The organism is Pseudoxanthomonas sp. SORGH_AS_0997 (genome assembly GCF_031453535.1).
Classification (GTDB): Bacteria; Pseudomonadota; Gammaproteobacteria; order Xanthomonadales; family Xanthomonadaceae; genus Pseudoxanthomonas_A; species Pseudoxanthomonas_A winnipegensis.
In genome coordinates this window covers 2,295,691-2,322,200 of sequence record NZ_JAVIZI010000001.1, presented here as the reverse complement: position 1 = coordinate 2,322,200, position 26,510 = coordinate 2,295,691, and the positions used below count along the sequence as shown (strand labels likewise).

Sequence of the window (26,510 nt, the reverse complement as noted above, 5' to 3'; positions counted from 1 at the left end):
GAGGACACCATGAGCTACCGCATCGCGTTGAACTTCGAGGACGGCGTCACCCGCTTCATCGACTGCAATCCCGGCGAGAAGGTGCTGGACGCCGCGTTCCGCGCCAAGGTCAACCTGCCGATGGACTGCTCGGACGGGGTGTGCGGCACCTGCAAGTGCCGCGCCGAGGCCGGCGCCTACGACCTTGGCGAGGACTACATCGACGATGCGCTGAGCGCCGACGAGGCCGCCGCCGGCCTGGTGCTGACCTGCCAGATGGTGCCGGCCAGCGATTGCACGATCGCCGTGCCGACGACCTCGGCGGCCTGCAAGACCGGCACCTCCAGCTTCCGGGCCGCGGTGGTGGACGTGGTGCCGCACGCGGACGCCGCGCTGGAACTGAAGCTGGAGGCGCTGGAGGGCGCGCCGGCGTTCCTGCCCGGCCAGTACGTCAACATCGCCGTGCCCGGCAGCGGCGGGCAGACGCGCTCGTACTCCTTCAGTTCGCCGCCGGGCTCGGATGCGCCGTCGTTCCTGATCAAGCGCGTGCCCGGCGGGCTGATGAGCGGCTACCTGGACAGCGCCAGCCCGGGCCAGGTGCTGGAGCTGACCGGCCCGCTGGGCAGCTTCTACCTGCGCGCGGTGACCCGGCCGGTGCTGATGCTGGCCGGCGGCACCGGCCTGGCGCCGTTCCTGTCGATGCTGGCCCAGCTCGCGCAGACCGGCAGCGCGCATCCGGTGCATCTGATGTATGGCGTCACCCGCGGCGCCGACCTGGTGCTGGTGGAGCAGCTGCAGCGCTTCGCCGAGCGGCTGGACTTCTTCAGCTTCACCACCTGCGTGGTCGATCCCGCCTCGCGCCATCCCAAGCTTGGCTACGTCACCGACCATCTGCCGCCCGAGGCGCTGCACGCCGGCGAGGTGGACGTCTATCTGTGCGGCCCGCCGCCGATGGTCGATGCGGTGCGCAACCACTTCAGCGCGGTCGCCCTGACGCCCGCCAACTTCTACTACGAGAAGTTCACGCCCAACGCGCCGGCCAGCGCGCCGCAGGATCTGGCCGCGTGAGCGGACGCTTCGCCGGGCAGGTGATGGTGGTGACCGGGGCCGCGCAGGGCATCGGCCAGGGCGTGGCGCAGCGCGCCGCGGCCGAGGGCGCGCAGGTGGTGCTGGTGGACCGCGCGGACTTCGTGGACGAGGTCGCCGCGGCGATCGGGTCGCAGGCGGTGGGCTTCAACGCCGACCTGGAGACCCATGCCGGCGCGCAGGCGGCGATGGACTTCGCCGCGCGCCACTTCGGTGGCATCGACATCCTGGTCAACAACGTCGGCGGCGCGATCCGCATGCGGCCGTACGCGGCCTTCGAGCCGGCGCAGATCGACGCGGAGATCCGCCGCTCGCTGATGCCCACGCTGTACGGCTGCCACGCCGTGCTGCCGCATCTGCTGGCGCGCGGCGGCGGCACCATCGTCAACGTCTCCTCCAACGCCACCCGTGGCATCCATCGCGTGCCGTACTCGGCGGCCAAGGGCGGCATCAATGCGCTGACCCAGTCGCTGGCCATGGAACTGGGGGAACACCACATCCGCGTGGTCGCCACCGCGCCGGGCGGCACCGCCGCGCCGCCGCGGCGGGTGCCGCGCAATGCCGAAGGCGACAGCGCGCAGGAGCAGGCGTGGATGGCGCAGGCGGTCGAGCAGGTCACCGCCTCCACCTTCCTCAAGCGCTACGCGACCGTGGACGAGCAGGTCGCGCCGATCCTGTTCCTGGCCTCGCGCGAGGCCTCCTACATCACCGGCTCGATCCTGCCGGTGGCCGGTGGCGACACCGGCTGAAGCATCGCACGCCAACGACCGCATCCACGCCACGCACGACCTGGGAGGGAACATGCACCCGCACCACACGCACACCACCAAGGATTTCTCACCGCCTGCCGAACTCGCGCACGGAGGCCAGCCATGAGCGCATCGGCGCCGCTGCGCATCGGCATCGTCGGCGGGGGCATCGCCGGCGTGGGCCTGGCGCTGGGGCTGGCGCGCCGGTCGCATCTGGAGGTGCGCCTGTTCGAGTCGGCGCGCGCCTTCGGCGAGATCGGCGCCGGCGTGTCCTTCGGCCCCAACGCGGTGCGCGCGATCCAGGGCCTGGGCATGGGCGAGGCCTATGCCGAGCTGGCCGACCGCACGCCTGCACCGCATGGCGATGTGTGGTTCGAATGGCGCCGCGGCGAGGATGCGCGCCTGCTCGGCGCCACGCGCGCGCCCGGGGTCGGGCAGTCGTCGGTGCATCGCGCCGATTTCCTCGACGCGCTGGCCACGCGCCTGCCGCTGGGAATGACCGCCTTCGACAAGCGCGCGGTCGGCGTGGAGCAGGGCGACCACACGGCCCGCGTGCACTTCGCCGACGGCAGTCACTACGAGGGCGATCTGCTGATCGCCGCCGACGGCATCAAGTCGGCGCTGCGCGCCGAAGTGCTGCGGCCGCTGGGGCAAGCGCCGGTTGCGCCGCGCTTCACCGGCACCTGCGCCTACCGCGGCATGATCGAGAGCGAGCGCCTGCGCCGGGCCTTCATCGCCGCCGGCGTGGACACGCATCTGGTCGATGTGCCGCAGATGATCCTGGGGCTCGACGCCCACATCCTGACCTTCCCGGTCAAGCAGGGGCGGCTGATCAACGTGGTGGCCTTCGTGTCCGACCGCAGCGATCCGGACCCGCAGTGGCCGCAGGGTCAGCCCTGGGTGCGCGAAGCCAGCCGCCGCGAGATGCTCGAGGCTTATGCGCACTGGGGCATCACCGCGCGCACGCTGCTTGAGTGCATCGACGCACCCACGCATTGGGCGCTGCACGAGGGCGCGCAGCTGCCGCGCTACGTGCACGGCCGCCTGGCGCTGATCGGCGATGCCGCCCACGCCATGCTGCCGCATCAGGGCGCCGGCGCCGGCCAGGGGTTGGAGGACGCCTACTTCTTCGCCCGGCTGCTGTCCGACCCCGCGCTGACGCGGGCGCAGCTGCCGGCGCTGCTGGAGGCCTACGACACGATCCGCAGGCCGCGCGCATGCCGGGTGCAGCGCACCTCGTGGGAGGCCGGCGAGCTGTACGAACTGCGCGATCCCAAGGTTGGCAGCGACGACGCGGCGCTGGGCGCCACGCTGGCCTCGCGCTTCGACTGGATCTGGAACCACGACCTGGACGCCGAGGTGGAACAGGCGCGCCAGGCCATCAACACCGTCGCGGCCTGAGGGGACGCAGGCCGCGACGCCATCAACGCCGCGCCGCCCCTGCCTGCCGGCAGGCCGGCGCGGTCAATCAGCAGTGTCATCGGTCTTCGGAGGGAGGAGACATGCACAGCGTCGACGTGAACCAGGCAATCGAACGCGGCCGCTTCGGCCGGCTGCAGTGGACGGTGGTGGCCCTGTGCGGGCTGCTGCTGGTGGTGGATGGCTACGACGTGTTCATCGCCGGCACGGTGCTGCCGACGCTGATCAAGGAATGGGGACTGACCAAGCCCGAGGCCGGCGTGCTGCAGGCCTGGGCGCTGTTCGGGATGATGTTCGGCGCGCTGATCTTCGGCTCGCTGGCCGACCGCTTCGGCCGCAAGAAGGGGGTGGTGATCAGCTTCCTGCTGTTCACCGTGGCCACGCTGCTGACCGGCTTCGCCCAAGACCCGACCCAGTTCAAGGTGGCGCGCTTCTTCGCCGGCATGGGCTGCGGCGGGCTGATGCCCAACGCGGTGGCGCTGGTCAACGAGTATTCGCCCAAGCGGCTGCGCGGCACGATGGTGGCGCTGATGTTCAGCGGCTACTCGGTCGGCGGCATGGTCTCGGCCGGGCTGGGTATCTGGATGATCCCCAACCTGGGTTGGCGCCCGATGTTCTGGATCGCGGTGCTGCCACTGCTGTTCCTGCCGCTGGTGTGGTGGAAGCTGCCCGAGTCGCTGGGCTTCCTGATTCGGCGGGGCGAACAGGCGCAGGCGCGCGCCATCCACGCGCGTCTGCCCGGCGCCACGCCGCTGGGGCCGCAGGACGTGCTGGTCTACGACGCACCGGGCGGGGCGACGGCGTCGGTGGCCGAGCTGTTCCGCGGGGGCCGCGCGCTGCGCACGCTGATGCTGTGGACGGCGTTCTTCTGCTGCCTGCTGCTGGTCTTCCTGCTCAGCTCGTGGCTGCCCAAGGTCATGCAGGAGGCCGGCTACGCGGAGAAGGCCAGCCTGCTGACGCTGTTCTCGCTCAACTTCGGCGGCATGGCCGGGGCGATCCTGGGCGGGCGTCTGGGCGACCGCTTCGGCCTGCCGCGGGTAGTGGTGGCGTTCTTCGTCGCGGCCACGCTGTCCATCGCGCTGATCGGCTTCAACCTGCCGGTGGCGGCGCTGTTCACGCTGGTCTTCGTCGCTGGCGCTGCCACCATCGGCACGCAGATCCTGCTCTACGCCAGCGTGGCGCAGCTCTACGAACTGTCGATCCGCTCCACCGGCCTGGGCTGGGCCTCGGGCGTGGGCCGCATCGGCGCCATCGTCGGGCCGACGCTGGGCGGCGTGCTGCTGGCCAGGGAGCTGCCGCTGCAGCAGAACTTCCTGATCTTCGCCATCCCCGCGGCGGTGGCCACGCTGGCGACCCTGGTCTACGCGCTGGCCAGCCAGCCGGCCGCCGCCGCGCCGCGCGTGGCCGTGGCCGACGCGCCCTGACCATGCGTGCGGCGCTGCGCCAGCTCGGTCGCGATGCCTCGCCGTCGGCGGTCCTGGCCGGGGTGGTGGCCACGCTGATCTCCTTCGCCGGGCCGCTGGTGATCGTGGTCCAGGCCGCGGCCGGGCTGCCGGCGCCGCTGCTGGCCTCGTGGGTCTGGGCCATCTGCATCGGCAGCGGCGTGCTGGGGATCGTGCTGAGCCTGCGCCATCGCGTGCCGGTGGTGATCGCCTGGTCGATTCCAGGCTCGGTGCTGCTGGTCAGCCTGTTGCCCACGGTCGACTACGCGGTGGCGATCGGCGCCTACCTGGTGGCCAGCGCGCTGCTGCTGGTCATCGGGCTGTCCGGCGCCTTCGACCGGATCGTGGCGCGGCTGCCGCCGGCGATCACCGCGGCGATGCTGGCCGGGGTGCTGTTCGGCTTCGCCACCAAGGCCTTCGTCGGCATGGCCACGCAGGTGTGGCTGGTGCTGGCGATGTTCGCGGCGTTCTTCATCGGCCGGCGCTGGTTCGCGCCTTACGCGGTGATGGCGGTGCTGGTCACCGGCGTGCTGGTGGCGGCGCTGTGCGGGCAGTTGCAGGGGCCGCTGCCGACGCTGGCGCTGACCGCGCCGGTGTGGGTCGCGCCGCGCTTCGAGTGGCAGGCCATCATCGGTCTGGGCCTGCCGCTGCTGGTGGTGGCGCTGACCGGGCAGTTCCTGCCGGGTATCGCCGTGCTGCGCACCGCCGGCTATGCGCGGCCGGCGGCCAGCACGCTGCTGGTGTGGTCGGGCGCGGCCTCGGCGCTGCTGGCGCCGTTCGGCTGCCATGGCCTCAACCCCGGCGCGGTCACCGCCGCGCTGTGCACCGGGCCGGAGGCGCATCCGCGCGCCGAGCGGCGCTATGTGGCCGGGGTCTCGGGCGCGTTGGCCTACCTGCTGCTGGGCAGCGTCGCGGGCACCGTGGTGGCGTTGTTTTCCACCTTGCCCAAGGAACTGGTCGCCACGCTGGCCGGGCTGGCGCTGTTTCCGAGCATCGCCCACGCGCTCAGCACCGCGCTGGCCGCGCCGCGCGAGCGCGACGCGGCGCTGGTGACCTTCATTGTCGGCGCCTCGGGCATGTCGCTGCTGGGGCTGGGCGCGGCCTTTTGGAGCCTGGTGTTCGGCCTGGCCGCGCATCTGCTGCTGGCGTGGCGGCGCCCGCGTCTGCTGGTGGGCGTCGAACAGCCGCGCTGAGCCCACCGCACGTTGTCTTGGCCCGTCCCGCTCCGTGCGCGGCGCGACGGGGGAGTCTTGCCGCACGCCTGTCATCGCGCGCCCGCTGCCGGGTCGCGCCCGTGCTTCATCACACCTGGTTTGGGGAGAACCACATGCCGTCATCCATCGTCACGCCGCGCCGCGCCACCCTGGCCTGCGCGCTTGCCCTTGCCCTCTGCGCACCGGGCCTGGCCCGGGCGCAGGACACCACCGATGCGCGCCAGGACGCGCGCATCGCCCAGCTGGAAAGCGAAGTCCTCGCGCTCAAGCAGATGGTCGAGCAGCAGCAGACCCAGCTGGTCGATGCCCGCACCCGTCTGGCGGAGGCCACCGCGCCTGGCGCACCGCCGCTCAAGGGGCCCGGCGTACAGGCCAGCGGCGCGCTGCCGCCGGCGCTGACCTCGGCCACCGCGGCCGGCACCGTGGCGCCGGCCACCGCGCCGGGCAAGGCGCCGATCCAGAACACCGCCATCGTCGCCGGCGGCGACAGCCATTTCAGCTTCGGCGGCTTCATCAAGCTGGACATGCTCTCGACCTGGACCAGCGACGGCCCGATCGCCGACAGCACGCCGGGGCGGCTGTTCTATTTCCCCGCGGCCACGCCGGTCGATGCCGGCCCGGGCAAGCAGTACGCCGACTTCCATGCGCAGTTCTCGCGGGTGTGGTTCGGCGTGGACCGCGTCACCGACGCCGGCGACAAGCTCAAGGGCTATGTCGAGTTCGACTTCTTCGGCGGCGGCAACAGCAACGTGGGCAACGAGAAGTTCTCCAACGGCTATCCGCCCACGCTGCGCCACGCCTACGTGCAGTGGAACCACTGGCTGGCCGGCCAGACCTGGACCAATCTGATGGACCTGGGCTCGCTGCCGGAGACGGTGGACTTCGTCGGCATCGTCGACGGCACGCTGTTCGCGCGTCAGGCGCAGATCCGCTACACCACCGGCAACTGGTCCTTCTCGCTGGAGAACCCGCAGACCTGGTACCAGAACCGCAGCCCGACCCAGGTCAGCTCCGGCGAGAACGACCTGCCCGACCTCACCGCGCGCTGGACGACCAAGGGCGACTGGGGCCACTTCACCGTGGCGGCGCTGGCCCGGCAGCTGCGCACGGCCGACGACAGCACCTCCGGCTTCGGCCTGAGCGTGGCCGGCTCGATCAAGGCCGGGCCGAAGGACCTGCTGCAGTACACGGTCAGCGGCGGTCCCGGGCTGGGGCGTTACATCGGCTTCGGCCTGATCCCCGATGGCTACATCGACACCGCCGGCCGGCTCAAGGCGCAGGACGGCTATGCGGGCTTCGCCGCGTGGCGCCACAACTGGACCGCCAACCTGCGCAGCACGCTGGCCTACTCGGCCGCCTACATCGCCGTGGACGAGCGGGCGGTCGGCGTGCAGGCCACCGAGCGCACCCAGTCCTGGCGCGTGAACCTGATCTACTCGCCGTTCCCGCGGCTGGACGTGGGTGCCGAGCTGAGCTGGGCGCGGCGCGATCTGGGCAACGATGCCGATGGCGAGCTGGGCCGCGTGCAGACCACGGTCAAGTACACGTTCTGAGCACGCGCGGGTCGGTGTGGCCGATGCCGCGAACAGGTGCGCGCGCTGCTGCCACAGCGCGCCACCGATGCACGTCGACACATCGAACGAGGCACCGCCGCCATGGCGGTCGCCGCATCGATGGCGCCAGCTCAGCGCGGTCGATGCTTGCCGCGCGGCTTGGCAGGCCCGGGCAGGGTGAGCCGGTAGACCAGCACGCGGTTGTCGTTGTCGAAGGCCGAATCGCAGCCATGGCCCTGCATCACGCAGCGGCGGGCGATGAAGTCGTTGTCGTTGCCGACCAGCAGCAGCCAGTCGTCCGGCCGCGCCGGGTCCAGCGCCGGCAGCAGCGCCATGGATTCCCATTTCTCCGACATCAGGCCGGGGTGTGGGCCCGCGGCGACGTCGAGGTCCAGGCCGACCTGCGCCAGCCGGTCCGGATCGAGCAGGTTGATCAGCTCGGTCCAGCGCATGGGCTTGATGCCGGGCTTGAGCGCCGTGGACGCGGGCGAGGCCAGCAGCGAGGTGTCGCCGCGCTCGTAGCGCGAGCCGGCCAGATTGCTGGCCCCGGCGGTATCGACCAGCAGGATCGACTTGTAGACGACCGGCTCGGGCTTGTCCGCGCCCAGCCCGGCGCCGTCGCGGGCCAGCAGCAGGAAGCGGCTGTCGTCCAGCACGCGCAGTTCGCTCTGCGCCGCGGTGCGGTCGGCGGGCTTGCCGTTGCCCTTGTGCGTGTAGATCGGCAGCTGCACCACGTAATGGCCGATCGGCCGCTTCGGCAGTGCGTGCCCGGAGACGTCGTAGACCAGCACGCGCGTGTCGCGGCGGCCGGCGTGTTCGCCTGCGGCGGTGTCCTGCACCAGCGCGCTCTGCAGCGCCACGAACAGGCGCGTGCCATCGGGCGACAGGCCCAGGCCCTCGATGCCCTGGTTGTTGCGGCGCCCGTGCTGCGGTGCCTGCAGCGAGCCGAATGCCGGCAGCCCATCGCGGCGCGGCGCGATCGCCGGCGGCGGCTCGATCACCCCGCGCAGGCGCCCGGCCGGGTCGAAGTAATAGACGTTGGCCGTGTACTCGTCGCCGATGTAGAAGTGCCCGTCGGCGGTGAACTGCAGCGACTCGGCATCGAGCGAGATCTTGCCCGCGCCAGGTCCGCTGGCCGGCGAGGGCAGGGTGAAGCCACCCTGCACCACGGTGTGCGCGCCGGGGTCGGCACCGGTGAAGGGCTGGCCTTCGAAGTCGCGCAGCGTCAGTCCGCCATCGGGCACCAGGGTCAGCGTCTCGCCGGCTGTCTGGCCCGCGCGCGGCAGGCGCAGCGTCATGCGCAGGCGTTCGAGCCGGCCGGCGTAGTCGTAGAACAGGCCGGCGTCCGGATCGTTGCGGCCGCGGTCGGGCAGGGTCCACAGCACGCCCTCGTATCCATCGCGCGTGCGCCGCCACTGGCCGGCCTGCACGCCCAGCGAGGAGAACGACCCCAGCGTGTCGCCCATGAAGTCCAGCGTGCCGGCCGGCACGCGCCCGGCGGCGACCAGGCCGTGATCGACATAGGTCCTGCCGTCGAACTGCACCGCATGCGGCGGCGGTGTGGTGGCCAGGTGCGGCGTGGTGAAGCCCGCCGTGCTGGCCGCGGCCGCCAGCAGCCAGGGCGCCAGACTCATGCGCGCACCCGCGTGCGGGAGCAGGACGTTGCGTGGACTGCGGAACAACAGCGGAATGCAGGCATGGCAGGATCGGAAGAAGAAGAGGGCAGCGAGGCGGCCACGGCCGCACGGCGCGAGCGTAGCAGCCGCCCGCGCCGTGCCGCATGACCGCAGCGCCCTGGCCGCGACGCGTCGGCGCACAGTAAAACGCCCCGGCAGAGAGAGGGGCCGGGGCGTCTTGGGGATTGGCTCGCGCGATCTTGGGAGCCCGTGGGCTTTCCGCGACGCGGAAAGGATCGCGCACCAACTGCCGGGGTTTTGCTCTGGACGGCACTCCCGGCTAATCCGTCTGTCGCCTCGCGCAGATCCTGGCTATCGATCACGCACCGCGCCGGACCTGCGGGCACAGGATGGCGAGCGCGTGCGTCGCCGATGTGACGGTCGGACGATGGTTTGGTTGCAGCCTGCCGCGCGCTGATGGCGCGCTCACGGCCTCGCGTGCAGGCTGGCCGTACTGAAGTCCCCCCAAGGTGCGCTCCGATGGAAGAACCCCGCAAGCACTGGCGGTCCGGCAAGGTCGAGGACACGCCGTTCCGCGTGGAGATCTGGAGCCACGACGGCAAGACCATGATCAAGTCGCTGCAGATCGACGATCTGCCGCCCGAGCTGTACGGCGACGACGAGCTGCACGTGGCCGATGCCGAGGCCGCCTTCGCCAAGGCCGAGCGCATGGTCGCCGAGCAGCTGCAGCAGCGGCGCCAGATCGAGCAGGACCAGGCCGACCTGGGCCGCGCCCCGGACGCCGACTGACGCCCGAGTCGCGATCGCCGCGCGCGACCGCACGTGCGGCAGAACCTGCCGAGACGGCACAATGGGCGCCCTCCGTCCGCGGGACGCGGCGCCGCATCGGCGTCGCCGTGCCGGACGCCCTTCCTCCCCGGGATCCACGCCGGCCATGCGCCTGACCGACTCCGCCGTGCCGCGCTTCGACTGCGACGCCCTCCTGATCGACGCGCACGGCCCCTGTCTTCCACCCGATGGCCGAGCTGGCGCAGGCATGCGGCGGGTGCGCGCGTGATCGATCGCCTGCCGCGGCTGGACCGCATCGATCTGAACATCCTGGCCGAGCTGCAGCGCCAGGGCCGGATCACCAACGCCGACCTGGCCGATCGGGTCGGCCTGTCGCCCAGCCCATGCCTGGCCCGGGTCAAGCGCCTGGAGCGCGCCGGCTACATCGCCGGCTATGGCGCGCGGCTCGACCTGGCCAAGCTGTTCCGCGTGCAGGTGGTCTATACCTCGGTGACCCTGGACAACCATCGGCGCGAGGACTTCGACACCTTCGAGGCCGGCCTGCGCAGCGTGGAGGAGCTGACCGAATGCCACCTGGTCAGCGGCGGCTTCGACTACCTGCTCAAGTTCGTGGTGCGCGACGTGGCCCACTACCAGTCGCTGGTCGAGGGCCTGCTGGATCGTCACATCGGCATCAGCAAGTACTTCTCCTACATCGTGATCAAGTCGCCGATCCTGCGTGGCGAGGTGTCGGTGAAGTCCTTGGCCTGAGCGCCGCGTTGAGCCGCGGTTGGGGTGGGGGTCGGCAGGATCTGCTGCACGGTAGATGGGGAAATCCTTCGGAAAATCGCCGATAATTCTCGCACCGAGGGCTTCCTTCCCGAATGAGCGCGGCAGCATGTGCCGCGCAACCGCGCCAGACCTCAAGCTTTCACCGCGCAGGGGTGGCGAACGCGGCCAATCTGCCGGAGGGGTTCGGGTAAGGTTTTCTCCGCCGGCCGCGATGGGCCTGACGAACGACAAGGTGAGGCCATGCGTGTGCTGGTGATGGGAAGTGGCGTGATCGGCACGACCACCGCGTGGTACCTGGCCCAGGCCGGGTTCGAGGTGTGCGTGGTCGATCGCCAGCCCGGCCCGGCCCTGGAGACCAGCTTCGCCAACGCCGGCCAGATCTCGCCGGGCTATGCCTCGCCGTGGGCGGCGCCGGGCGTGCCGGCCAAGGCCTTCAAGTGGCTGTTCCAGAAGCATGCGCCGCTGGCGATCCGGCCGGGCCTGGACCCGCGCCAGTACAGCTGGCTGCTGCAGATGATGGCCAACTGCACCAGCGCGCACTACGCGCGCAACAAGGCGCGCATGGTGCGCCTGTCCGAGTACAGCCGCGACTGCCTGGACGAGCTGGTCGCCGCCACCGGCATCGCCTACGAGGGCCGGCGCCTGGGCACCATCCAGCTGTTCCGCACCCAGGCCCAGCTGGACGGTGCGGCCAAGGACGTGGCGGTGCTGGACGAGTACGGCGTGCCTTACGAACTGCTCGACCCGGCCGGCATCGCCCGCTACGAGCCGGCGCTGGCCGCCGCGCCGGTGGCGCTGGTCGGCGCGCTGCGCCTGCCCAACGACCAGACCGGCGACTGTCACCTGTTCACCCGGCGGCTGGAGGCGATGGCGCGCGAGGCAGGGGTGGAGTTCCGCTACGACACGCGCATCGAGGCGATCGAGGCCGACGGCCGCCGCATCACCGGCGTGCGCCTGGACGGTCGGCTGGAGACCGCCGACCGCTACGTGCTGGCCCTGGGCAGCGAGTCGCCGCGATTGCTGGCGCCGCTGGGCCTGGACCTGCCGGTGTATCCGCTCAAGGGCTATTCGCTGACCCTGCCGATCCTTGAGCCGGCGATGTCGCCGGTGTCCACGATCCTGGACGAGAGCTACAAGGTCGCCGTGACTCGCTTCGATGCGCGCATCCGCGTGGGCGGCATGGCCGAGGTGGCCGGCTACGACCACGTGCTCAATCCGCAGCGCCGCGAGACGCTGGAGCTGGTCGTGCGCGACCTGTATCCGCAGGGCGGCGCGCTGGAGCAGGCGCAGTTCTGGACCGGGCTGCGCCCGGCCACGCCGGACGGCACGCCCGTGGTCGGGGCCACGCCGCTGGACAATCTCTACACCAACACCGGGCACGGCACGCTGGGCTGGACCATGGCCTGCGGCTCGGGCCGCTACCTGGCCGACCTGATGGCGGGCCACGCGCCGGCGATCGATAGCGAAGGCTTGGACATGTCCCGTTACCGCAACAGCGCCGCCCGCGGCGCGGCCGCCTGATGCGCCCGGCCCGTGCACTGATCGACCTGGGCGCGCTGCAGGACAACTACCTGCTGGCCAAGCGCCTGGGCGGCGGCAAGGCCGTGGCGGTGGTCAAGGCCGACGCCTACGGCCACGGCGCGGTGCGCTGCGCACGCGCGCTGACCGGCATCGCCGATGCCTTCGGCGTGGCCTGCCTGGAGGAGGCCATCGAGCTGCGCGAGGCCGGCATCGAGACGCCGATCCTGCTGCTGGAAGGCTTCCTCGAGGCGGCCGAGCTGCCGCTGATCGATCGCCACCGGCTGTGGACCGCGGTGGCCTCGCCCTGGCAGCTGCAGGCGCTGGCGCGCTACAGCCCGCAGCAGCCGCTTCACGTGTGGCTGAAGCTGGACAGCGGCATGCACCGCCTCGGCCTGTCGCCGGCGCAGTTCGCCGAGGCGCTGGCCGCGCTGCAGCGCGATCCGAAGATCGCCTCGGTGGTGGCGATGAGCCACCTGGCGCGCGCCGACGAGCTGGACAGCGACTTCAGCGAGGTCCAGCGGCGCGTGTTCGAGCAGGCCACGGCCGACTTCGCCGGGCTGACCAGCTTCAACAACTCGCCGGCGCTGTTGGGCTGGCCCGGCATCCGCAGCGACTGGGTGCGCCCCGGGCTGATGCTCTACGGCGCCAGCCCGTTCGCGCCGGATGCGGGGCCGGCGCATCCGCTGCGGCCGGTGATGCAGCTGGAATCGGCGCTGATCGCCGTGCGCGACCTGCCGGCCGGCGAATCGGTCGGCTATGGCGCGCGTTTCACCGCGTCTGTGCCGATGCGCATCGGCGTGGCCGCGATGGGCTACGCCGACGGTTATCCGCAGCGGGCGCCCAACGGCACCCCGGTGCTGGTCGATGGCCAGCGCACGCGCGTGATCGGGCGCGTGTCGATGGATATGCTGACTGTGGACATCACCGATCTGCCCGGCGCCGATGTCGGCAGCCGCGTGACCTTCTGGGGCGCATCGCCCACCGCGGCCCGGATCGCCGAGACCTGCAGCACCAGCCCTTATGCGCTGCTGTGCGGCCTCAAGCGTGTGCGCCGCGAATACTTCGATGCCCCGGCGGGATCCGCCGCGCGCGTGGCGTCTACGGCGTCGGCGTCGGGCTGAGCGCGGCGCACGCTTCGGCGGTTCGGCGCGCGTCACGTCTCGCGGTCTTTCGCGCTTCGAACCTCGCCATAGTCCAGGTCCCGAAGTTCGTCATCTTTCAAGCGTCCTGGCTCGCCATCTTTCAAGCCTCCAAGTCGTCATCCCCGCGTTCTCGGGGATGACGAAGGAAGGATGTCTGCGATCTCGAGCGCGCTTTTCGGCGCACGGCGGATCATCGGACCCGTCGCTCCCGCGAAGGCGGGAGCCCATGGACGTCGCGCGATCTGGACGAACGTCCCTGGATCCCCGCGTTCGCGGGGATGACGCCGTCAGGCCAAGTTGCTGAGGGCGGGTCCTACTGTGCCCGCGTGGATTTCCAATCGCCCGACTACCGCCAGGGCAGGCAGACCGGCTAGCGCGTCTCGGCCAGCTCGAACATCCGCATGACCTCGCAGAAGCCGGCCTGCACGGCGGCGCGCTCGCCAGGCGGCAGGTCGCGGGTGGCGGCAGCCAGCAGCTTGATCGCCCAGGTGCGCTGATCGTCGCGGCTGCTGCGCGCGAAGCCAGCCAGCTGCGTGGCGGCCGTGGACACACGTTCCTGTACGAGTTCGCGTTGGATCGGCATGGTTCCCCCTGCAGGGCCGCTCCCCAGCGGCCCGGCCATCCTAGCGCGGCCGCGCCGACGATCAAGCGGGCGGGCCTCAGGGCCGGCGCGTTGTCGCGCCCGATGGCGCCCGGATGACCGCGCCAGGGCCCAAAAGGGACATGCGCTGTCCGCTGGTGGCCTCTGATTTTTTGCGCAGTTGGCGAGGAAGGCGCGGCACAGCCACAGGGTCCACGCCGGCAACTGCGCAAAACCCCAGACCGGCCTCCGACCCGAAACCCTTAAGAATCCGTTATTTGGTGCATGCGCACCCGTGTGGTGCGCAATGACACATCCGGACCCGGATGTGCATCTTGCGGCGCAGCATGTAAGCGGTTGCAACTCCTGATACGGTGCCGCCCGCCAACGAACCTGAGGCCCGGAAGAGGAGAGCTTCCAGTGCCAAACGCCACAGCCAATCCGCACGCCACGCACCAATTTGATGCTGCACTGCAGCAGGCCGCCGGGTCCCGGACGGGCGGTCGTTCCCTGTGTGTCACCGCCGGCACGTCGCGTCGATGAACGTCACGATCAAGGACGTCGCCCGCGCCGCCGAGGTGTCCGTGGCCACCGTGTCGCGCGCCCTCAACGGGCGCCAGTACGTCGCCGACGAGGTGCGGGCCCGCATCCTGCAGGTCGCCAGTGAGCTGCGCTACAGCCCGCACCATGCCGCCCGCGCGCTGAGCAGCCGCCGCACCCACACCATCGGCGTGGTCCTGCCCGACCTGTACGGCGAGTTCTTCTCCGAGCTGATGCGCGGCATCGATCACGCCGCGCGCGAACGCGGCCTGCACCTGCTGGTCTCCAGCTGCCACGGCAGCCTGGCCGAGCAGCGCGATGCGCTGCGCGCCACGCCCGGGCGGGTGGACGGCGTGCTGGTGATGTCGCCGTTCCTGGGCAGCGTCGAATCCCTGGACGAGGCCCTGGCGCCGGACGTGCCGGCGGTGCTGATGAACTGCGCCGGCAGCCCGCGCGCGGCCGTGCTCAACGTGGACAACCACGGCGGCGCCTTCGCCATGACCCGGCACCTGCTGGACGTCGGCCATCGCCGCATCGCCTTCATCGCCGGGCCCGAGGACAACTTCGATGCCCGCGAGCGCCTGCGCGGCTACTGCGAGGCCCTGGCCACGGTCGCCGATGCGGCCGAACCCTGGGTGGTGCAGGGCAACTTCGACGAGGCCTCCGGCTATGCCGCGGGCGAGGCCTTCGCCGCCGGCGAGCGCCCCGATGCGGTGTTCGCGGCCAACGACATGACCGCGCTGGGCTGCCTGTTCGCCCTGCGCAAGGCCGGCCTGCGCGTGCCCGAGGACATCGCGGTGGCCGGCTTCGACGATGTGCCGATGGCGCGCTACGTCAACCCGGCGCTGACCACCATGCGCGTGGACATCGCCAGCCTGGGCGCGCGCGCCCTGCATCTGCTGCTGCAGCACCCGGCCCTGGGCGGCGAGTCCGGCACGCCGGTCGATACCGCCCCGCTGATCCCGCACCTGGTCGTGCGCGACTCCAGTGCCACCCCGGAGCGCCGCATGGCCTGACCCCTCCGTCCAGCCGCTGTCTTCTTCCCGCTTTCCCGCACGACACGTCCCACAAGAAAAACACGCGATCCGACTGCCCTAAGGAGGGCACCGTCATGAAGAATAAGCACGCCATCTCCCGCTCCCCGTCCCGCAGCATCCTGGCCATCGCACTGGCCGGCTGCATGGTCGCCTCGGTGCCTGCGTTCGCGCAGTCGTCCAACGCCACGCTTCGCGGCAAGGCCGAAAGCGGCGCGGACGTCACCGCCACCAACACCGCCACCGGCCTGAGCCGCCGCGTGACCGCCAGCGCCGACGGCAGCTACGCCCTGGTCGGCCTGCCGCCGGGTACCTACAAGATCCAGGCCGGCGGCGTGGAAAAGACCGTCACCCTGGCCGTGGCCACCTCGGTCAGCCTGGACATGCAGGCCGCGGACGCGGCGCCGGCCGGCGACGCCAAGGAGCTGGACACGGTGCGCGTCAAGGCGCCGCCGCTGCAGGAGGTCAAGACCTCCGAGGTCGGCACCAACGTGTCGCTGCAGCAGATCAACTCGGTCCCGCAGCTGACGCGCAACTTCCTCGAGTTCGCCGACACCGTGCCGGGCATGCAGTTCACCACCGACTCCTCGGGCCATAGCGATATTCGCGGCGGCGCGCAGCAGACCTCGGCGGTCAACGTCTATATCGACGGCGTGGGCCAGAAGAGCTACCTGTTCGGCGGCGTGTCCGGTCAGCAGCAGAGCGCGGGCAACCCGTTCCCGCAGCTGGCCATCGGCGAGTACAAGGTCATCACGTCCAACTACAAGGCCGAGTTCGACCAGGTCGGTTCGGCGGCGATCGTGGCGGCGACCAAGTCGGGCACCAACGAGTTCCACGGCGAAGTGTTCGGTCGCATGACCAATTCGGATTGGCGCAAGCCGACCCCGGCCGAGGAGCAGTCCGCCGGCGGCAAGCAGAAGACCCACCAGAACGAGTACGGCTTCGCGCTGGGCGGTCCGATCATCCAGGACAAGATGCACTTCTTCGTTTCCTACGAAGGCAAGGGCTTCGAGATCCCGGCCGACCCGGTCGCGGTGGTCGACAACAACCTGTTGAACTATTCCGATGACCTGCCGGCGTCGGTGCAGGCCAAGTACGGCCCGATCACGCGTCCGTTCAAGGAAGACCTGTACTTCGGCAAGATCGACTGGGAGATCGGCGACAACGATCGCCTGGAGCTGACCGCCAAGGTGCGTCGTGAGGACAGCATCGACACGATCGGCGGCAACACCACCGCGCTGGCGGCCAAGATCAACAACAACAAGGAAGACCGCTACGACCTGAAGTGGGAACACTACGGCGAGGGCTTCTTCAACGAAGCGCGCGTGACCTACGAGGACGTGCTGTTCAACCCCACCGCCAAGACCATCGGCAGGCAGAGCGTCTACACGGCCGGGCAGAATCAGGACCGCGTGCTGATCTTCGACGACGCGACCTCGGGTCTGTCGATCCAGCGCAAGGGCCAGAAGGGACCGGCGTTCCAGGACGACCTGACGTTCAACAGCTTCAGCTGGAACGGCGACCATGTCATCAAGATGGGCGTCAAGTACAAGGACGTAGAGCTGACCCAGAGCGAGAACTCGGTCGTCAATCCGGCGTTCTATTACGCGGTGACCGATGGGGCCGGCACTGCTGCGATCCCGTATCAGGTCATCTTCAACCAGCCGTACGAGGGCTTCTCGCCGTCGGTCACGACCAAGGACAAGCAGATCGGCCTGTACATCCAGGACGACTGGGACGTCAACGACAAGCTGCAGCTGAACCTGGGCGTGCGCTGGGATTACGAGAAGGTGCCCTCGTACACGGATTTCCAGACGCCGCAGGCCGTCATCGACGCGATCAATTCGCAGGATCCCAACGCCCCCGCCGGCCAGACCTTCGCCCAGACGATGGCCAAGGGCGGCGTGGACATGAACGACTACATCAGCACCGGCAAGAACCGCAAGGCGCAGAAGGGCGACATCGCCCCGCGCCTGGGCTTCTCCTATGACTTCAACGCCGACCAGCGCTGGGTCATGTTCGGTGGCGCCGGCCGCAGCTACGACCGCAACCTCTACGACTACCTGGGCCTGGAGCAGGTCAAGGGCGCGCTGTCGCAGTACACGGTCAAGTTCATCGAGTCCGGGGCCTGCACCACCCTGGTACCGCAGCAGTGCGTGAACTGGAATCCGTCCTACCTGTCCGGCATCGATGCCGTCTCGGGCCTGGTGGTCGACCCGACCTCGCGCACCGGCACCGAGGTCGACATGCTCAACAACGACCTCAAGACGCCGTATTCGGACCAGTTCTCGCTGGGTCTGCGCCACCAGATGGGCGACTGGAACACCTCGGCCACCCTGGCCTACGTGCACAGCAAGGACGGCTTCGCCTTCACCCTGGGCGCCCGCTATCCGGACGGCAGCTTCTGGCAGAACGGCAGCCAGCCCTGGGGCCACAACGCCGAAGGCCTGGGCACGATCATCCTGGGCGACAACGGCATCGAGACCAAGACCAAGCAGGTGCTGCTGTCGGCCGACAAGCCGTACACCAAGGAATCGGGCTGGGCCTTCTCGGCGGCGTATACGTTCTCCGACGCCAAGGGCAACCGCGGCGGCGACGAGCACTACTCGTTCGATGCGGCGACCATCCATGACTATCCGTACATCAGTCTGCAGTCGGTGCCCAAGCACCGTCTGGTGTTGACCGGGACCTACGACCTGCCGTGGGAGATCAGCCTGTCCGGCAAGCTGACCCTGGCCACGACCCAGCCCCTCAACGTCGCGGTTACGCCTGACAACTGGGATGCTCCCGCGGGCCCGGCGTATATTACGGCGCTGAAGGATATTCCTGGTCAGAAGTTCCTGGTGGGTGGCCCGATCTTCGGCACCCGTCAGTTCGACCTGTCCGCGTCGAAGGACATGCACGTCACCGAGAACGTCACCGTCCAGGTGCGCGCCGACGTGATCAATGTCTTCAACTGGGACAACCTGAGCAGCTACTTCATCAACTACGGCTCCGGTGGCGTGTACTCGCCCGTGGTCACCTACAACGACACTAACACCGCGGTCAGCTACACCTCGCCGCGGACGGTGTTCCTGAGTGCGCGCGTGATCTGGTAAGTGCGCTAGTGTTGGCATCGAAGTAAGGACAGGGCCCGCGCAAGCGGGCCTTGTCTTGTGAGGACATGGGGAGCGCGCACGTGGCATCAGAGAGCATCGCCAGCATCGTGGTGGTCGGCGGGGGCGCGGCCGGTTGGTCGGCCGCCGCGGCCCTGATCCGTCATCTGCCCCATTGCCGGGTCCAGCGTGGTGGAATCGGAGGAGATCGGCATCGTCGGCGTGGGCGAGGCCACCGTGCCGAACGTGCGCTACTTCAACCGGCAGGTCCTGGGGCTGGAGGAGGGCGAGTTCGTCCGGCGCACGCAGGGCACGTTCAAGCTCGGGATCGAGTTCCGCGACTGGCGCCGGCCCGGAGATGCCTACATGCATGGCTTCGGGGCGGTCGGTTACGACATGGGGCCGCTGGCCTTCCATCAGCTCTGGCTGCACGAAGTCCGCGCGGGGCGGGCCGATGCCGATATCGGGCGCTACGTCCTGCAGAACCTGGCGGCCCGGCAGGGGCGCTTCATGACCGCGCCCGCCGATGCGCCGGCGGGCTCTCCGCTGGCCGATATCGCCTATGCCTACCACTTCGACGCCACGCTCTATGCCGGCTATCTGCGCGAGCGGGCCGAGCGCCAGGGCGTGGTCCGCGTGGAAGGGCGCGTGGTCGAGGCGACGCTGCGCGCGCAGGACGGATTCGTCGAGGCCGTCGTGCTGGCCGACGGTCGCCGCATCGAGGGCGACCTGTTCATCGATTGCTCCGGCTTCCGCAGCCTGCTGCTCGGCGAGGCCCTGCAGGTGCCCTGGGTGGACTGGAGCCACTGGCTTCCCTGCGATCGCGCCGTGGCCGTGCCCTGTGCGCCGGCCGGGCCGCCCGAGCCTTTCACCCGCTCGACCGCACGGACGGCGGGCTGGCAGTGGCATATCCCGCTGCAGCATCGCGTCGGCAATGGCCACGTCTACAGCAGCGCCTTCATGGACGATGCGACCGCCACCGAGCAGCTGATGTCCAGCCTGGAGGGGCCGGCGCGCGCCGAGCCGCGCCTGCTGCGTTTCGCCACCGGGCGGCGCGCGCGCTTCTGGGAGCGCAACGTGGTGGCGATGGGGCTGGCCAGCGGTTTCATGGAACCGCTGGAATCCACCAGCATCCTGCTGGTCCACAACGCGGTGCTGCGCCTGCTCGACGTCTTCCCCGACAAGCGCTTCGATCCGGCCCTGCTGCGGCGCTACAACGAGACGACCGTGTTCGAATGGGAGCGCATCCGCGACTTCCTGATCCTGCACTACAAGGCGACCGAACGCGACGACAGCGCCTTCTGGCGGCATTGCGCCGCCATGGCGATCCCCGACTCGCTGCAGCAGGTGATCGACCTGTTCGCCGGCAGCGGGCGCTATCACCGCAACGGCGAGGAGTTCTTCTCCACCAGCAGCTGGGTCCAGGTCCTGCTCGGACAAGGCATCGTGCCGCAGGGGGAGCATCCCCTGCTGGCGGCCATCCCCGAGCCGCAGATCCAGCAGTTCGTCGGTCGCGTCGCCCAGGTCCTGGACAACTGCGTGGCCGCCATGCCGCCGCACGAGCAGTTCATTGCGCGGACCTGCGCCGCACCGCCGCCGCGCGTCAGCTGAACCGGGCGGGGTTTCTGCACGCGACACGCAGGGCGCGACAGGCATCATGAGCGCCCGACCCAAAGCGGCAGGTGTGCGTCATGGCCAGCGATGAACCGAACGTCCCCGGCGTCGAGGACTACGAGGCTGCCGCGGGCGGCTGGGGCGCGCTGCGCGCGGTGGCCAAGGCGCTGAAGGATCAGATGGACGTGCCGCGCGAGACCTCGGCGCTGCGGCGGGTCAACCAGCCCGATGGCTTCGACTGTCCGGGCTGCGCCTGGCCCGATCCGGCGCATACCTCGTCCTTCGAGTTCTGCGAGAACGGGGCCAAGGCGGTCAGCTGGGAGGCCACCGCCAAGCGCGCGACCCCCGAGTTCTTCGCCCGGCACCGTGTCAGCGAGCTATGGGCGTGGAACGACCACCAGCTCGAGGACGCCGGTCGCCTGACCGAGCCGATGGTCTACGACCACCAGAGCGACCGCTACGTGCCGATCGGCTGGGACGAGGCGTTCGAGCGCATCGGCCGCGCGCTGCGTGCACTGCCTTCGCCGGACATGGCCGAGTTCTATACCTCGGGGCGCGCGTCGAACGAGGCCGCGTTCCTGTACCAGCTGATGGTGCGCGAGTTCGGCACCAACAACTTCCCCGACTGCTCCAACATGTGCCACGAGGCCACCAGCGTGGGCCTGCCGCAGTCCATCGGCGTGGGCAAGGGCACGGTGACGCTGGAGGACTTCGACCACTGCGACGCGCTCTTCAGCTTCGGACACAACCCGGGCACCAATCATCCGCGCATGCTCACCACGCTGCGGGCGCTGGCCAAGCGCGGCGTGCCGATCATCGCGGTCAATCCGCTCAAGGAACGCGGCCTGGAGCGCTTCGTCTCGCCGCAGCATCCGACCGAGATGCTGACCAACCACGGCACGCAGATCGCCCAGGCCTACTACCAGGTCAAGGTCGGTGGCGACGCGGCCATGCTCAAGGGCATGATGAAGTGGCTGCTGCAGGCCGATGCGGACGACATCGCGGCCGGCGGCACGGGGCTGCTCGACCGCGCCTTCATCGGCGAACACACCGAGGGCTTCGAGGCGCTGCGCGCGGACATCGAGGCCACGCGCTGGGAGGACATCGTGCAGGCCTCGGGCCTGGCCCGCGCCGACATCGAGGCCGCGGCCCAGGTCTATGCCAAGGCCGAGCGCGTGATCCTGTGCTACGGCATGGGCATGACCCAGCACCTGCGCGGCACGCAGAACGTGCATCTGATGGCCGACCTGCTGCTCCTGCGCGGCAACATGGGCAAGCCCGGCGCCGGCATCGCGCCGATCCGTGGCCACTCCAACGTGCAGGGCGACCGCACGGTCGGCATCACCGAAAAACCCACCCAGGCGCTGCTCGACGGCATCCAGGCCAAGTACGGGTTCTCCTTCCCACTCAGCCATGGGCACGATGCGGTGGAGGCGATGAAGGCCATCCGCGACGGCCGCTCCAAGGCCTTCGTCGCGCTGGGCGGCAACCTGGCCGTGGCCATGCCCGATCCGCAGGCCTGCTTCGCCGCGATGCGCTCGCTGGACCTGGCCGTGCATATCGCCACCAAGCCCAACCGCTCGCATCTGATCCCGGCCAGGGAGACCTTCCTGCTGCCGTGCCTGGGCCGCACCGAACGCGACGAGCAGGCCGGCGGCCCGCAGTCGGTGACGGTGGAGGATTCGATGTCGATGGTGCATGCCTCGCAGGGCACGCTGACGCCCGCGTCGGAGCAGCTGCGCTCGGAGCCGGCGATCATCGCCGGCATGGCCCGCGCGCTGCTGCCGCACAGCAAGGTCGACTGGGCGTGGCTGATCGAGGACTACGACCGCATCCGCGACGGGATCGAGGCGGTGTTCCCGATCTTCCGCGACTACAACCAGCGCATCCGCACCCCGGGCGGGTTCCGCCTGCCCGTCGGCGCCTCGGTGCGCGACTGGGGCGGGCCGGGCAAGAAGGCGCAGTTCCTGGTCGTCGAAGGGCTGGCCGAGGACGCGCCGGTGGCGCAGCCTGGCCTGCTGACCCTGACGACGCTGCGCGCGCACGACCAGTACAACACTACGCTTTATGGCCTAAGCGATCGCTACCGCGGCGTGCACGGGCGGCGCGACGTGGTGTTCCTCAACGCCGAAGACCTGGCCATGCTGGGGCTGGAGCAGGGCGACCTGATCGACGTGGCCTCGCGCCTGCCCGGCGCGAACGGCGAGGACCACACCGTGCGTGGCTTCACTGCGGTGGCCTACGACATCCCGCGCGGCTGCGCGGCGATGTACTACCCGGAAGGCAATTGCCTGGTGCCCCTGGAGAGCTACGACCGGCAGTCCGGCACGCCGACCTACAAGTCGGTGCCGGTCAAGGTCAGCGCCGCGGCCTGAGGGCGGGTGCTGCGCACCGCCGAAGCGGTGCTCAGTCGAAGCGCCAGCCGCCACCGGGATCGCGCGGATAGACCTCCACGCGTGCGCCGGCGGGCAGCGCGTCGGCGTCGGGCGCCAGCGTCGCCCAGGCGTTGGCCTGTAGCAGCGAGGCGATGCGGAAGGACTCCTGGCCTGCCAGGACGCGCACGCGCAGCGTGCCGTCCTCGTCGTGGCTGACGCGCGCCTTGAGAAAGCCGCGCAATGCCCCGCGCCCGCGCACCGGTTCGGCAAGGCGCGCCAGCAGCGGTCGTTCGGGCGGCCTACCCAGCCAGTGCCGCAGCAGTGGCACGGCGAAGAAGCGAAATCCCAGCACGGTGGCGACCGGATTGCCCGGCAGCCCCAGCAGCAGCGGCCCCTGCGCCAGGCGTGCGGCCAGCAGCGGTTTGCCCGGACGGATGGCCACGCCCTGGAACAGCAGCTGCGCACCGGCCTTGCCCAGCGCGGCCGGAACGAAGTCGTGCACGCCGGCCGAGACCGCGCCGGTGGTCAGCACCAGATCGGCCTCGACCACGACCTCGGCCAGCGCGGCGGCGAACTGCGCCGGGTCGTCGCCCAGGGTGCGGCAGGCCAGCACGCGCGCGCCGAGCTCGGCCAGCGCGGTCTGCAGGAAGGGGCCGTTGCTGGCGCGGATCTGGCCCGGCCGCAGCGGCGCGTCGGCATCGGCGACCAGTTCGTCCCCCGTGGACAGGATCGCCACGCGCGGCGCGCGCCTGACCTGGACCTGCCCGATCCCCGCCGCGGCCAGCAACATCCGCAGCGTGGCATCGACCGGCGTGCCGGCCGTGGCGATCGGGTCGCCGGGCTGCAGGTCGCTGCCGGCGCGGCGGATGTGACGCGCCGGCTCGAGGTCTTCCAGGACGCGCATGCGCGCCGTGTCCAGGCGTTCGGTGCGCTCGTAGGGCACCACGCTGTCCGCGCCGGGCGGTAGCGCCGCGCCGGTCATGATCTCCCAGGCCGCGGCCGGCGCCTGCGGCGGCGCTTCGCCGGCGACCACGCGTCCGGCGATCGGCCACACGCTGCCGGCGGCGATGGCCCGGCCATCGCTGCGCAGCGCGTAACCGTCCATGGCGGCGTTGTCGAACGGCGGCAGCGCCGCCTGCGCGCGTACCGCTTCGGCCAGCACGCGTCCGGCCGCCTGGTCGGTGGCGCAGGCTTCGGCCGGCAGCGCGCCGGCCGAAGCGATCAGCCGGGCCAGCGCGGCTTCGTAGGACAGCAGGCCTTCGCCGGCGCAGGGATCAGCCATGCCGCACCTCGCCGCGCCGCCGCGCCAGATCCTCGGGCGTGTTGGCGTTGTCCAGCACCTGCGCCGCCTGCGGCGCGAGCAGGCGCACGTCGTCGGCGTCCAGTGCGCGGCGCAGACCGAAGTGTCCGCCCTCGACCTGGCGGCGCAGGCGCTGCAGCGCGGGCGGTGCCCAGAGCGCGCACAGCGGCTCGGGCAGGCCGTCGCCGGCGCTGCGGAAGGCCACCGCGCCGTCGCCCGGGACGAAGGCCGCGGTCAGGCGCCGCAGCGTGGCCGCCTCGAGCCCCGGCAGGTCGCAGGCGATGACCAGCCACGCGGCCTGGGGCGCGGACGCATGCGCGGCGAGCAGGCCGGCGGCCGGGCCGATGTCGTGATGCCGATCGAGCAGCTGCGGGAAGCGCGCCCGCAGCGGGTCGTCCTGCTGGTCGGCGCGCACCGACACCAGGCAGCGCTGCACCTGCGTCTGCAGCAGGGCGAAGGCCACCTCAAGCTGTGGCCGCGTCTCGTAGACCAGCGCCGCCTTGTCGCGGCCCATGCGCCGGCTCGCGCCGCCGGCCAGGACCAGGCCGTGCAGTGCGAGGGGGGCGTCGGTCGAGGCAGGCCGAGGCGTGGTCATCGCGGCCGATGTTAGCGCCGGCCGCCCGGCGCGCCTGTGGCCCGTGCTTGTGTTCGCGATGTCGCTTCCACGCGCCGGCTCATGAGCGCATCACCATGCGATTGCGGCCGCCGGCCTTGGCGTCGTACAGGGCCAGGTCGGCCAGATGGATCAAGGTGGCCGGGCCTTCGTCCTCGCCCATGCGGCTCGGCCACAGCGCCACCGCGCCGACGCTGATGGTGACCACGCTGGCGCTGTAGCTCTCGGCGTGGGGAATCTTCAGCGCGCGCACGTTGCGGCACACGGCCTCGCCCATCGCGCGCAGGGCGTCGGCATCGCAGCCGGGCAGGACCAGGGCCAGCTCCTCGCCGCCATAGCGCGCGGCCAGATCGCCCTGTCGCCGCGCGCTCTGTTTGAGCACCTGCGCCACCCGGGTGAGGCAGACGTCGCCGGCCTGGTGGCCATAGGTGTCGTTGAAGTTCTTGAAGTGGTCCAGATCGGCCAGCAGCAGCCCCAGCGGCGTGCCCTCGCGGCGCGCGCGGGCCCATGCGTCGGCCAGCGTCTCGTCCAGGGCGCGGCGATTGGCCAGGCCGGTCAGTGCGTCGGTACGCACCAGCGTCTCGAGCTGGTCCTGCGCCGCCTGGCGCGCCAGCAGCTGGCGACGCAGCCACTCGCCCAGGCCGGCCAGCAGCACCACGGTGAACAGCGTCAGCAGCGCGTGGGTGCGCACCGAGCCGCGCCAGGCGGCCAGGGCCTCGTCCTCGGACAGCGCCGCCACGGCGATCAGCGGGAAGCGCTCGACGTGCTGGAAGCCGCTGATCCGCCGGGTGTGGTCGAACGGCGACACGTAGGCCAGCGAACCGGCCGGCGCGCCGCGCAGCCGCGCGAACAGGTCGCTGCGCGAGAGGTCCTGGCCGACGGCATTGAGTTCGGGCGAACGCGCGCAGACCTGCCCCGCATCGTTGAGCAGGGTGATGGCGCCATGCCGGCCGACGTCGAAGCCGCGGTAGTGCTCGGCGAAATACGCCGAGCGGATGCTCGCCAGCACCACGCCGGCGAACTGCCCGCGCGCGTCGTTGTAGCGGCGGGTGACGGTGAGGATCCACTGGTGGTCCGAGCGGCTACGCACCGGCGGGCCCACCCACGGCAAGGTGTCGTCCACTTCCTGATGGTGCTTGAAGTAGGCCCGGTCGGAGTTGTTCATGTTGGGCGGCAGGTGGTCCAGCGACGAGGCGATCCAGCGGCCCTGCGCGTCGTAGACGAACAGGCCATGGATGCGGCCCGAACGGCTGGCCTCTTCGCGCAGATAATCGTCCAGCCGGGCCAGGTCGCGCGGCGTGGCCCCCTCGATGCGCAGGTTCTCGACGATGCCGGACAGCACGCTGTCGGCCACCAGCATCGAATCCTCGGCGTGCTGGCCGACCGAGCGCGCCAGGTTGCCCGCATCCAGGTAGATCTGCTCGGTCGCCTCGCGCCGGGTCTCCAGCCCATGCCAGTACTCGGCCCCGGCGAACAACAGGCAGACGGCCAGCACGAATCCGCGCAGCAACTCGGGCAGCCATCGCCGGCGGGGCGGGTCGGACATGTTCATTCCGGTGGCCCCCCTCCCGGGCGCGCGCGGTGGTGTGATCGCGACTCACGCCGGCCTGCCGCCAACGTCTTCTGCGACGAATCTTGCCCCAGACCTCGCCGGGAGTGGATGAAGGATGCCCGGCCGGCTAGCGCGCCAGCTGCTGGCGCAGCATGCCCAGCAAGGCCTGCCGGTTGTACGGCTTGGGCAGGAACCGGGCGTTGGTCGGGAAGTCGCGGAACGAGCCCTCGGCATGGCCGGAGGTCAGCACCACCGGGATCTGCGCATCCAGATCGGCCACGCGCCGGGCCAGCTGGATGCCGTCCATGCCGCCGGGCATGTTGATGTCGCTGAAGACCAGATCGAAGGCGGCGCCGCTCTCCAGCAGCTGCAGCGCCTGGTTGCCGCCGTTGGCCTGCGTGACCTGATAGCCCTCGGCTTCGAGGATCAGGGCCGCGATCTCGCGCGCACCCGCGTCATCCTCGACGATGAGGATCATTGGGATAGGAGCCATGTGACGCGGAAA

19 protein-coding genes and 1 pseudogene are annotated in these 26,510 nt (G+C 70.6%); 14 read left to right on the top strand and 6 right to left on the bottom strand.

Features of this window, described 5'->3' with window-relative positions; translation table 11 throughout:
- The first annotated feature begins 9 nt into the window (after positions 1-9).
- The 6 genes from benC to QE438_RS10220 all read left to right on the top strand — a co-directional run bounded on the left by benC (position 10) and on the right by QE438_RS10220 (position 7,442).
- Positions 10-1,047, top strand: coding sequence for a benzoate 1,2-dioxygenase electron transfer component BenC (benC, locus tag QE438_RS10245; protein ID WP_306995881.1), 1,038 nt, complete (start codon positions 10-12; stop codon positions 1,045-1,047).
- On the top strand, positions 1,044-1,814 hold the full coding sequence (gene benD, locus QE438_RS10240) for a benzoate diol dehydrogenase BenD (protein ID WP_306995883.1): 771 nt from the start codon (positions 1,044-1,046) through the stop codon (positions 1,812-1,814). Before benC ends, benD begins: the two co-directional genes overlap by 4 nt.
- 123 nt (positions 1,815-1,937) lie before the next feature.
- The gene (gene salA, locus QE438_RS10235; protein WP_306995885.1) at positions 1,938-3,215 is read left to right on the top strand and encodes a salicylate 1-monooxygenase; all 1,278 of its coding nucleotides are present in this window, start codon (positions 1,938-1,940) and stop codon (positions 3,213-3,215) included.
- Between the two features lie 101 nt (positions 3,216-3,316).
- Positions 3,317-4,657, top strand: coding sequence for an MFS transporter (locus tag QE438_RS10230; protein ID WP_130524323.1), 1,341 nt, complete (start codon positions 3,317-3,319; stop codon positions 4,655-4,657).
- Between the two features lie 2 nt (positions 4,658-4,659).
- On the top strand, positions 4,660-5,868 hold the full coding sequence (locus tag QE438_RS10225; RefSeq protein WP_306995887.1) for a benzoate/H(+) symporter BenE family transporter: 1,209 nt from the start codon (positions 4,660-4,662) through the stop codon (positions 5,866-5,868).
- A gap of 134 nt (positions 5,869-6,002) precedes the next feature.
- Entirely contained in the window at positions 6,003-7,442 is a 1,440-nt protein-coding gene (locus QE438_RS10220; protein WP_306995888.1) for a DcaP family trimeric outer membrane transporter, read from the top strand.
- Positions 7,443-7,573: 131 nt separating this feature from the next.
- Here the strand turns inward: QE438_RS10220 and QE438_RS10215 are convergent, their stop codons facing one another.
- On the bottom strand, positions 7,574-9,076 hold the full coding sequence (locus QE438_RS10215) for an esterase-like activity of phytase family protein (protein ID WP_306995890.1): 1,503 nt from the start codon (positions 9,074-9,076) through the stop codon (positions 7,574-7,576).
- A 522-nt stretch (positions 9,077-9,598) separates the two neighbouring features.
- Here QE438_RS10215 and QE438_RS10210 point away from each other — a divergent pair.
- The 4 genes from QE438_RS10210 to alr all read left to right on the top strand — a co-directional run bounded on the left by QE438_RS10210 (position 9,599) and on the right by alr (position 13,281).
- Positions 9,599-9,868 carry a hypothetical protein gene (locus QE438_RS10210; protein WP_306995891.1) on the top strand — a complete coding sequence of 90 codons (270 nt, stop codon included), beginning with the start codon at positions 9,599-9,601 and terminating at the stop codon, positions 9,866-9,868.
- Between the two features lie 267 nt (positions 9,869-10,135).
- Positions 10,136-10,618 (top strand): winged helix-turn-helix transcriptional regulator, encoded by a 483-nt coding sequence (locus QE438_RS10205; protein WP_205954359.1) that lies wholly within the window; start codon positions 10,136-10,138, stop codon positions 10,616-10,618.
- Between the two features lie 261 nt (positions 10,619-10,879).
- Complete coding sequence (locus QE438_RS10200) at positions 10,880-12,160, top strand: D-amino acid dehydrogenase (protein ID WP_306995893.1); 1,281 nt, start codon at positions 10,880-10,882, stop codon at positions 12,158-12,160.
- Entirely contained in the window at positions 12,160-13,281 is a 1,122-nt protein-coding gene (alr, locus tag QE438_RS10195; protein WP_306995894.1) for an alanine racemase, read from the top strand. The genes QE438_RS10200 and alr overlap by 1 nt, the downstream gene beginning before the upstream one ends.
- Positions 13,282-13,672: 391 nt before the next feature.
- On the opposite strand, the gene QE438_RS10190 is transcribed toward alr, so the two are convergent.
- Entirely contained in the window at positions 13,673-13,885 is a 213-nt protein-coding gene (locus QE438_RS10190) for a hypothetical protein (protein ID WP_130516958.1), read from the bottom strand.
- Between the two features lie 536 nt (positions 13,886-14,421).
- On the opposite strand from QE438_RS10190, the gene QE438_RS10185 reads away from it, so the two are divergent.
- From QE438_RS10185 to QE438_RS10170, 4 genes and pseudogenes are all read left to right on the top strand, one after another.
- On the top strand, positions 14,422-15,438 hold the full coding sequence (locus tag QE438_RS10185) for a LacI family DNA-binding transcriptional regulator (protein ID WP_130524315.1): 1,017 nt from the start codon (positions 14,422-14,424) through the stop codon (positions 15,436-15,438).
- A 95-nt stretch (positions 15,439-15,533) separates the two neighbouring features.
- The gene (locus tag QE438_RS10180; protein WP_306995896.1) at positions 15,534-18,554 is read left to right on the top strand and encodes a TonB-dependent receptor; all 3,021 of its coding nucleotides are present in this window, start codon (positions 15,534-15,536) and stop codon (positions 18,552-18,554) included.
- 65 nt (positions 18,555-18,619) lie between these two features.
- Positions 18,620-20,162: pseudogene (locus QE438_RS10175) on the top strand (tryptophan halogenase family protein).
- A gap of 80 nt (positions 20,163-20,242) precedes the next feature.
- Positions 20,243-22,540 (top strand): FdhF/YdeP family oxidoreductase, encoded by a 2,298-nt coding sequence (locus QE438_RS10170; protein ID WP_307183943.1) that lies wholly within the window; start codon positions 20,243-20,245, stop codon positions 22,538-22,540.
- Between the two features lie 31 nt (positions 22,541-22,571).
- On the opposite strand, the gene glp is transcribed toward QE438_RS10170, so the two are convergent.
- From glp to QE438_RS10150, 4 genes are all read right to left on the bottom strand, one after another.
- Positions 22,572-23,822, bottom strand: coding sequence for a gephyrin-like molybdotransferase Glp (glp, locus tag QE438_RS10165; protein ID WP_306995901.1), 1,251 nt, complete (start codon positions 23,820-23,822; stop codon positions 22,572-22,574).
- Positions 23,815-24,435 (bottom strand): NTP transferase domain-containing protein, encoded by a 621-nt coding sequence (locus QE438_RS10160; protein ID WP_306995903.1) that lies wholly within the window; start codon positions 24,433-24,435, stop codon positions 23,815-23,817. The genes glp and QE438_RS10160 overlap by 8 nt, the downstream gene beginning before the upstream one ends.
- Positions 24,436-24,514: 79 nt before the next feature.
- The gene (locus tag QE438_RS10155; protein ID WP_306995905.1) at positions 24,515-25,999 is read right to left on the bottom strand and encodes a sensor domain-containing diguanylate cyclase; all 1,485 of its coding nucleotides are present in this window, start codon (positions 25,997-25,999) and stop codon (positions 24,515-24,517) included.
- Between the two features lie 133 nt (positions 26,000-26,132).
- The gene (locus QE438_RS10150) at positions 26,133-26,498 is read right to left on the bottom strand and encodes a response regulator (protein WP_130516977.1); all 366 of its coding nucleotides are present in this window, start codon (positions 26,496-26,498) and stop codon (positions 26,133-26,135) included.
- Between the last annotated feature and the right edge of the window lie 12 nt (positions 26,499-26,510).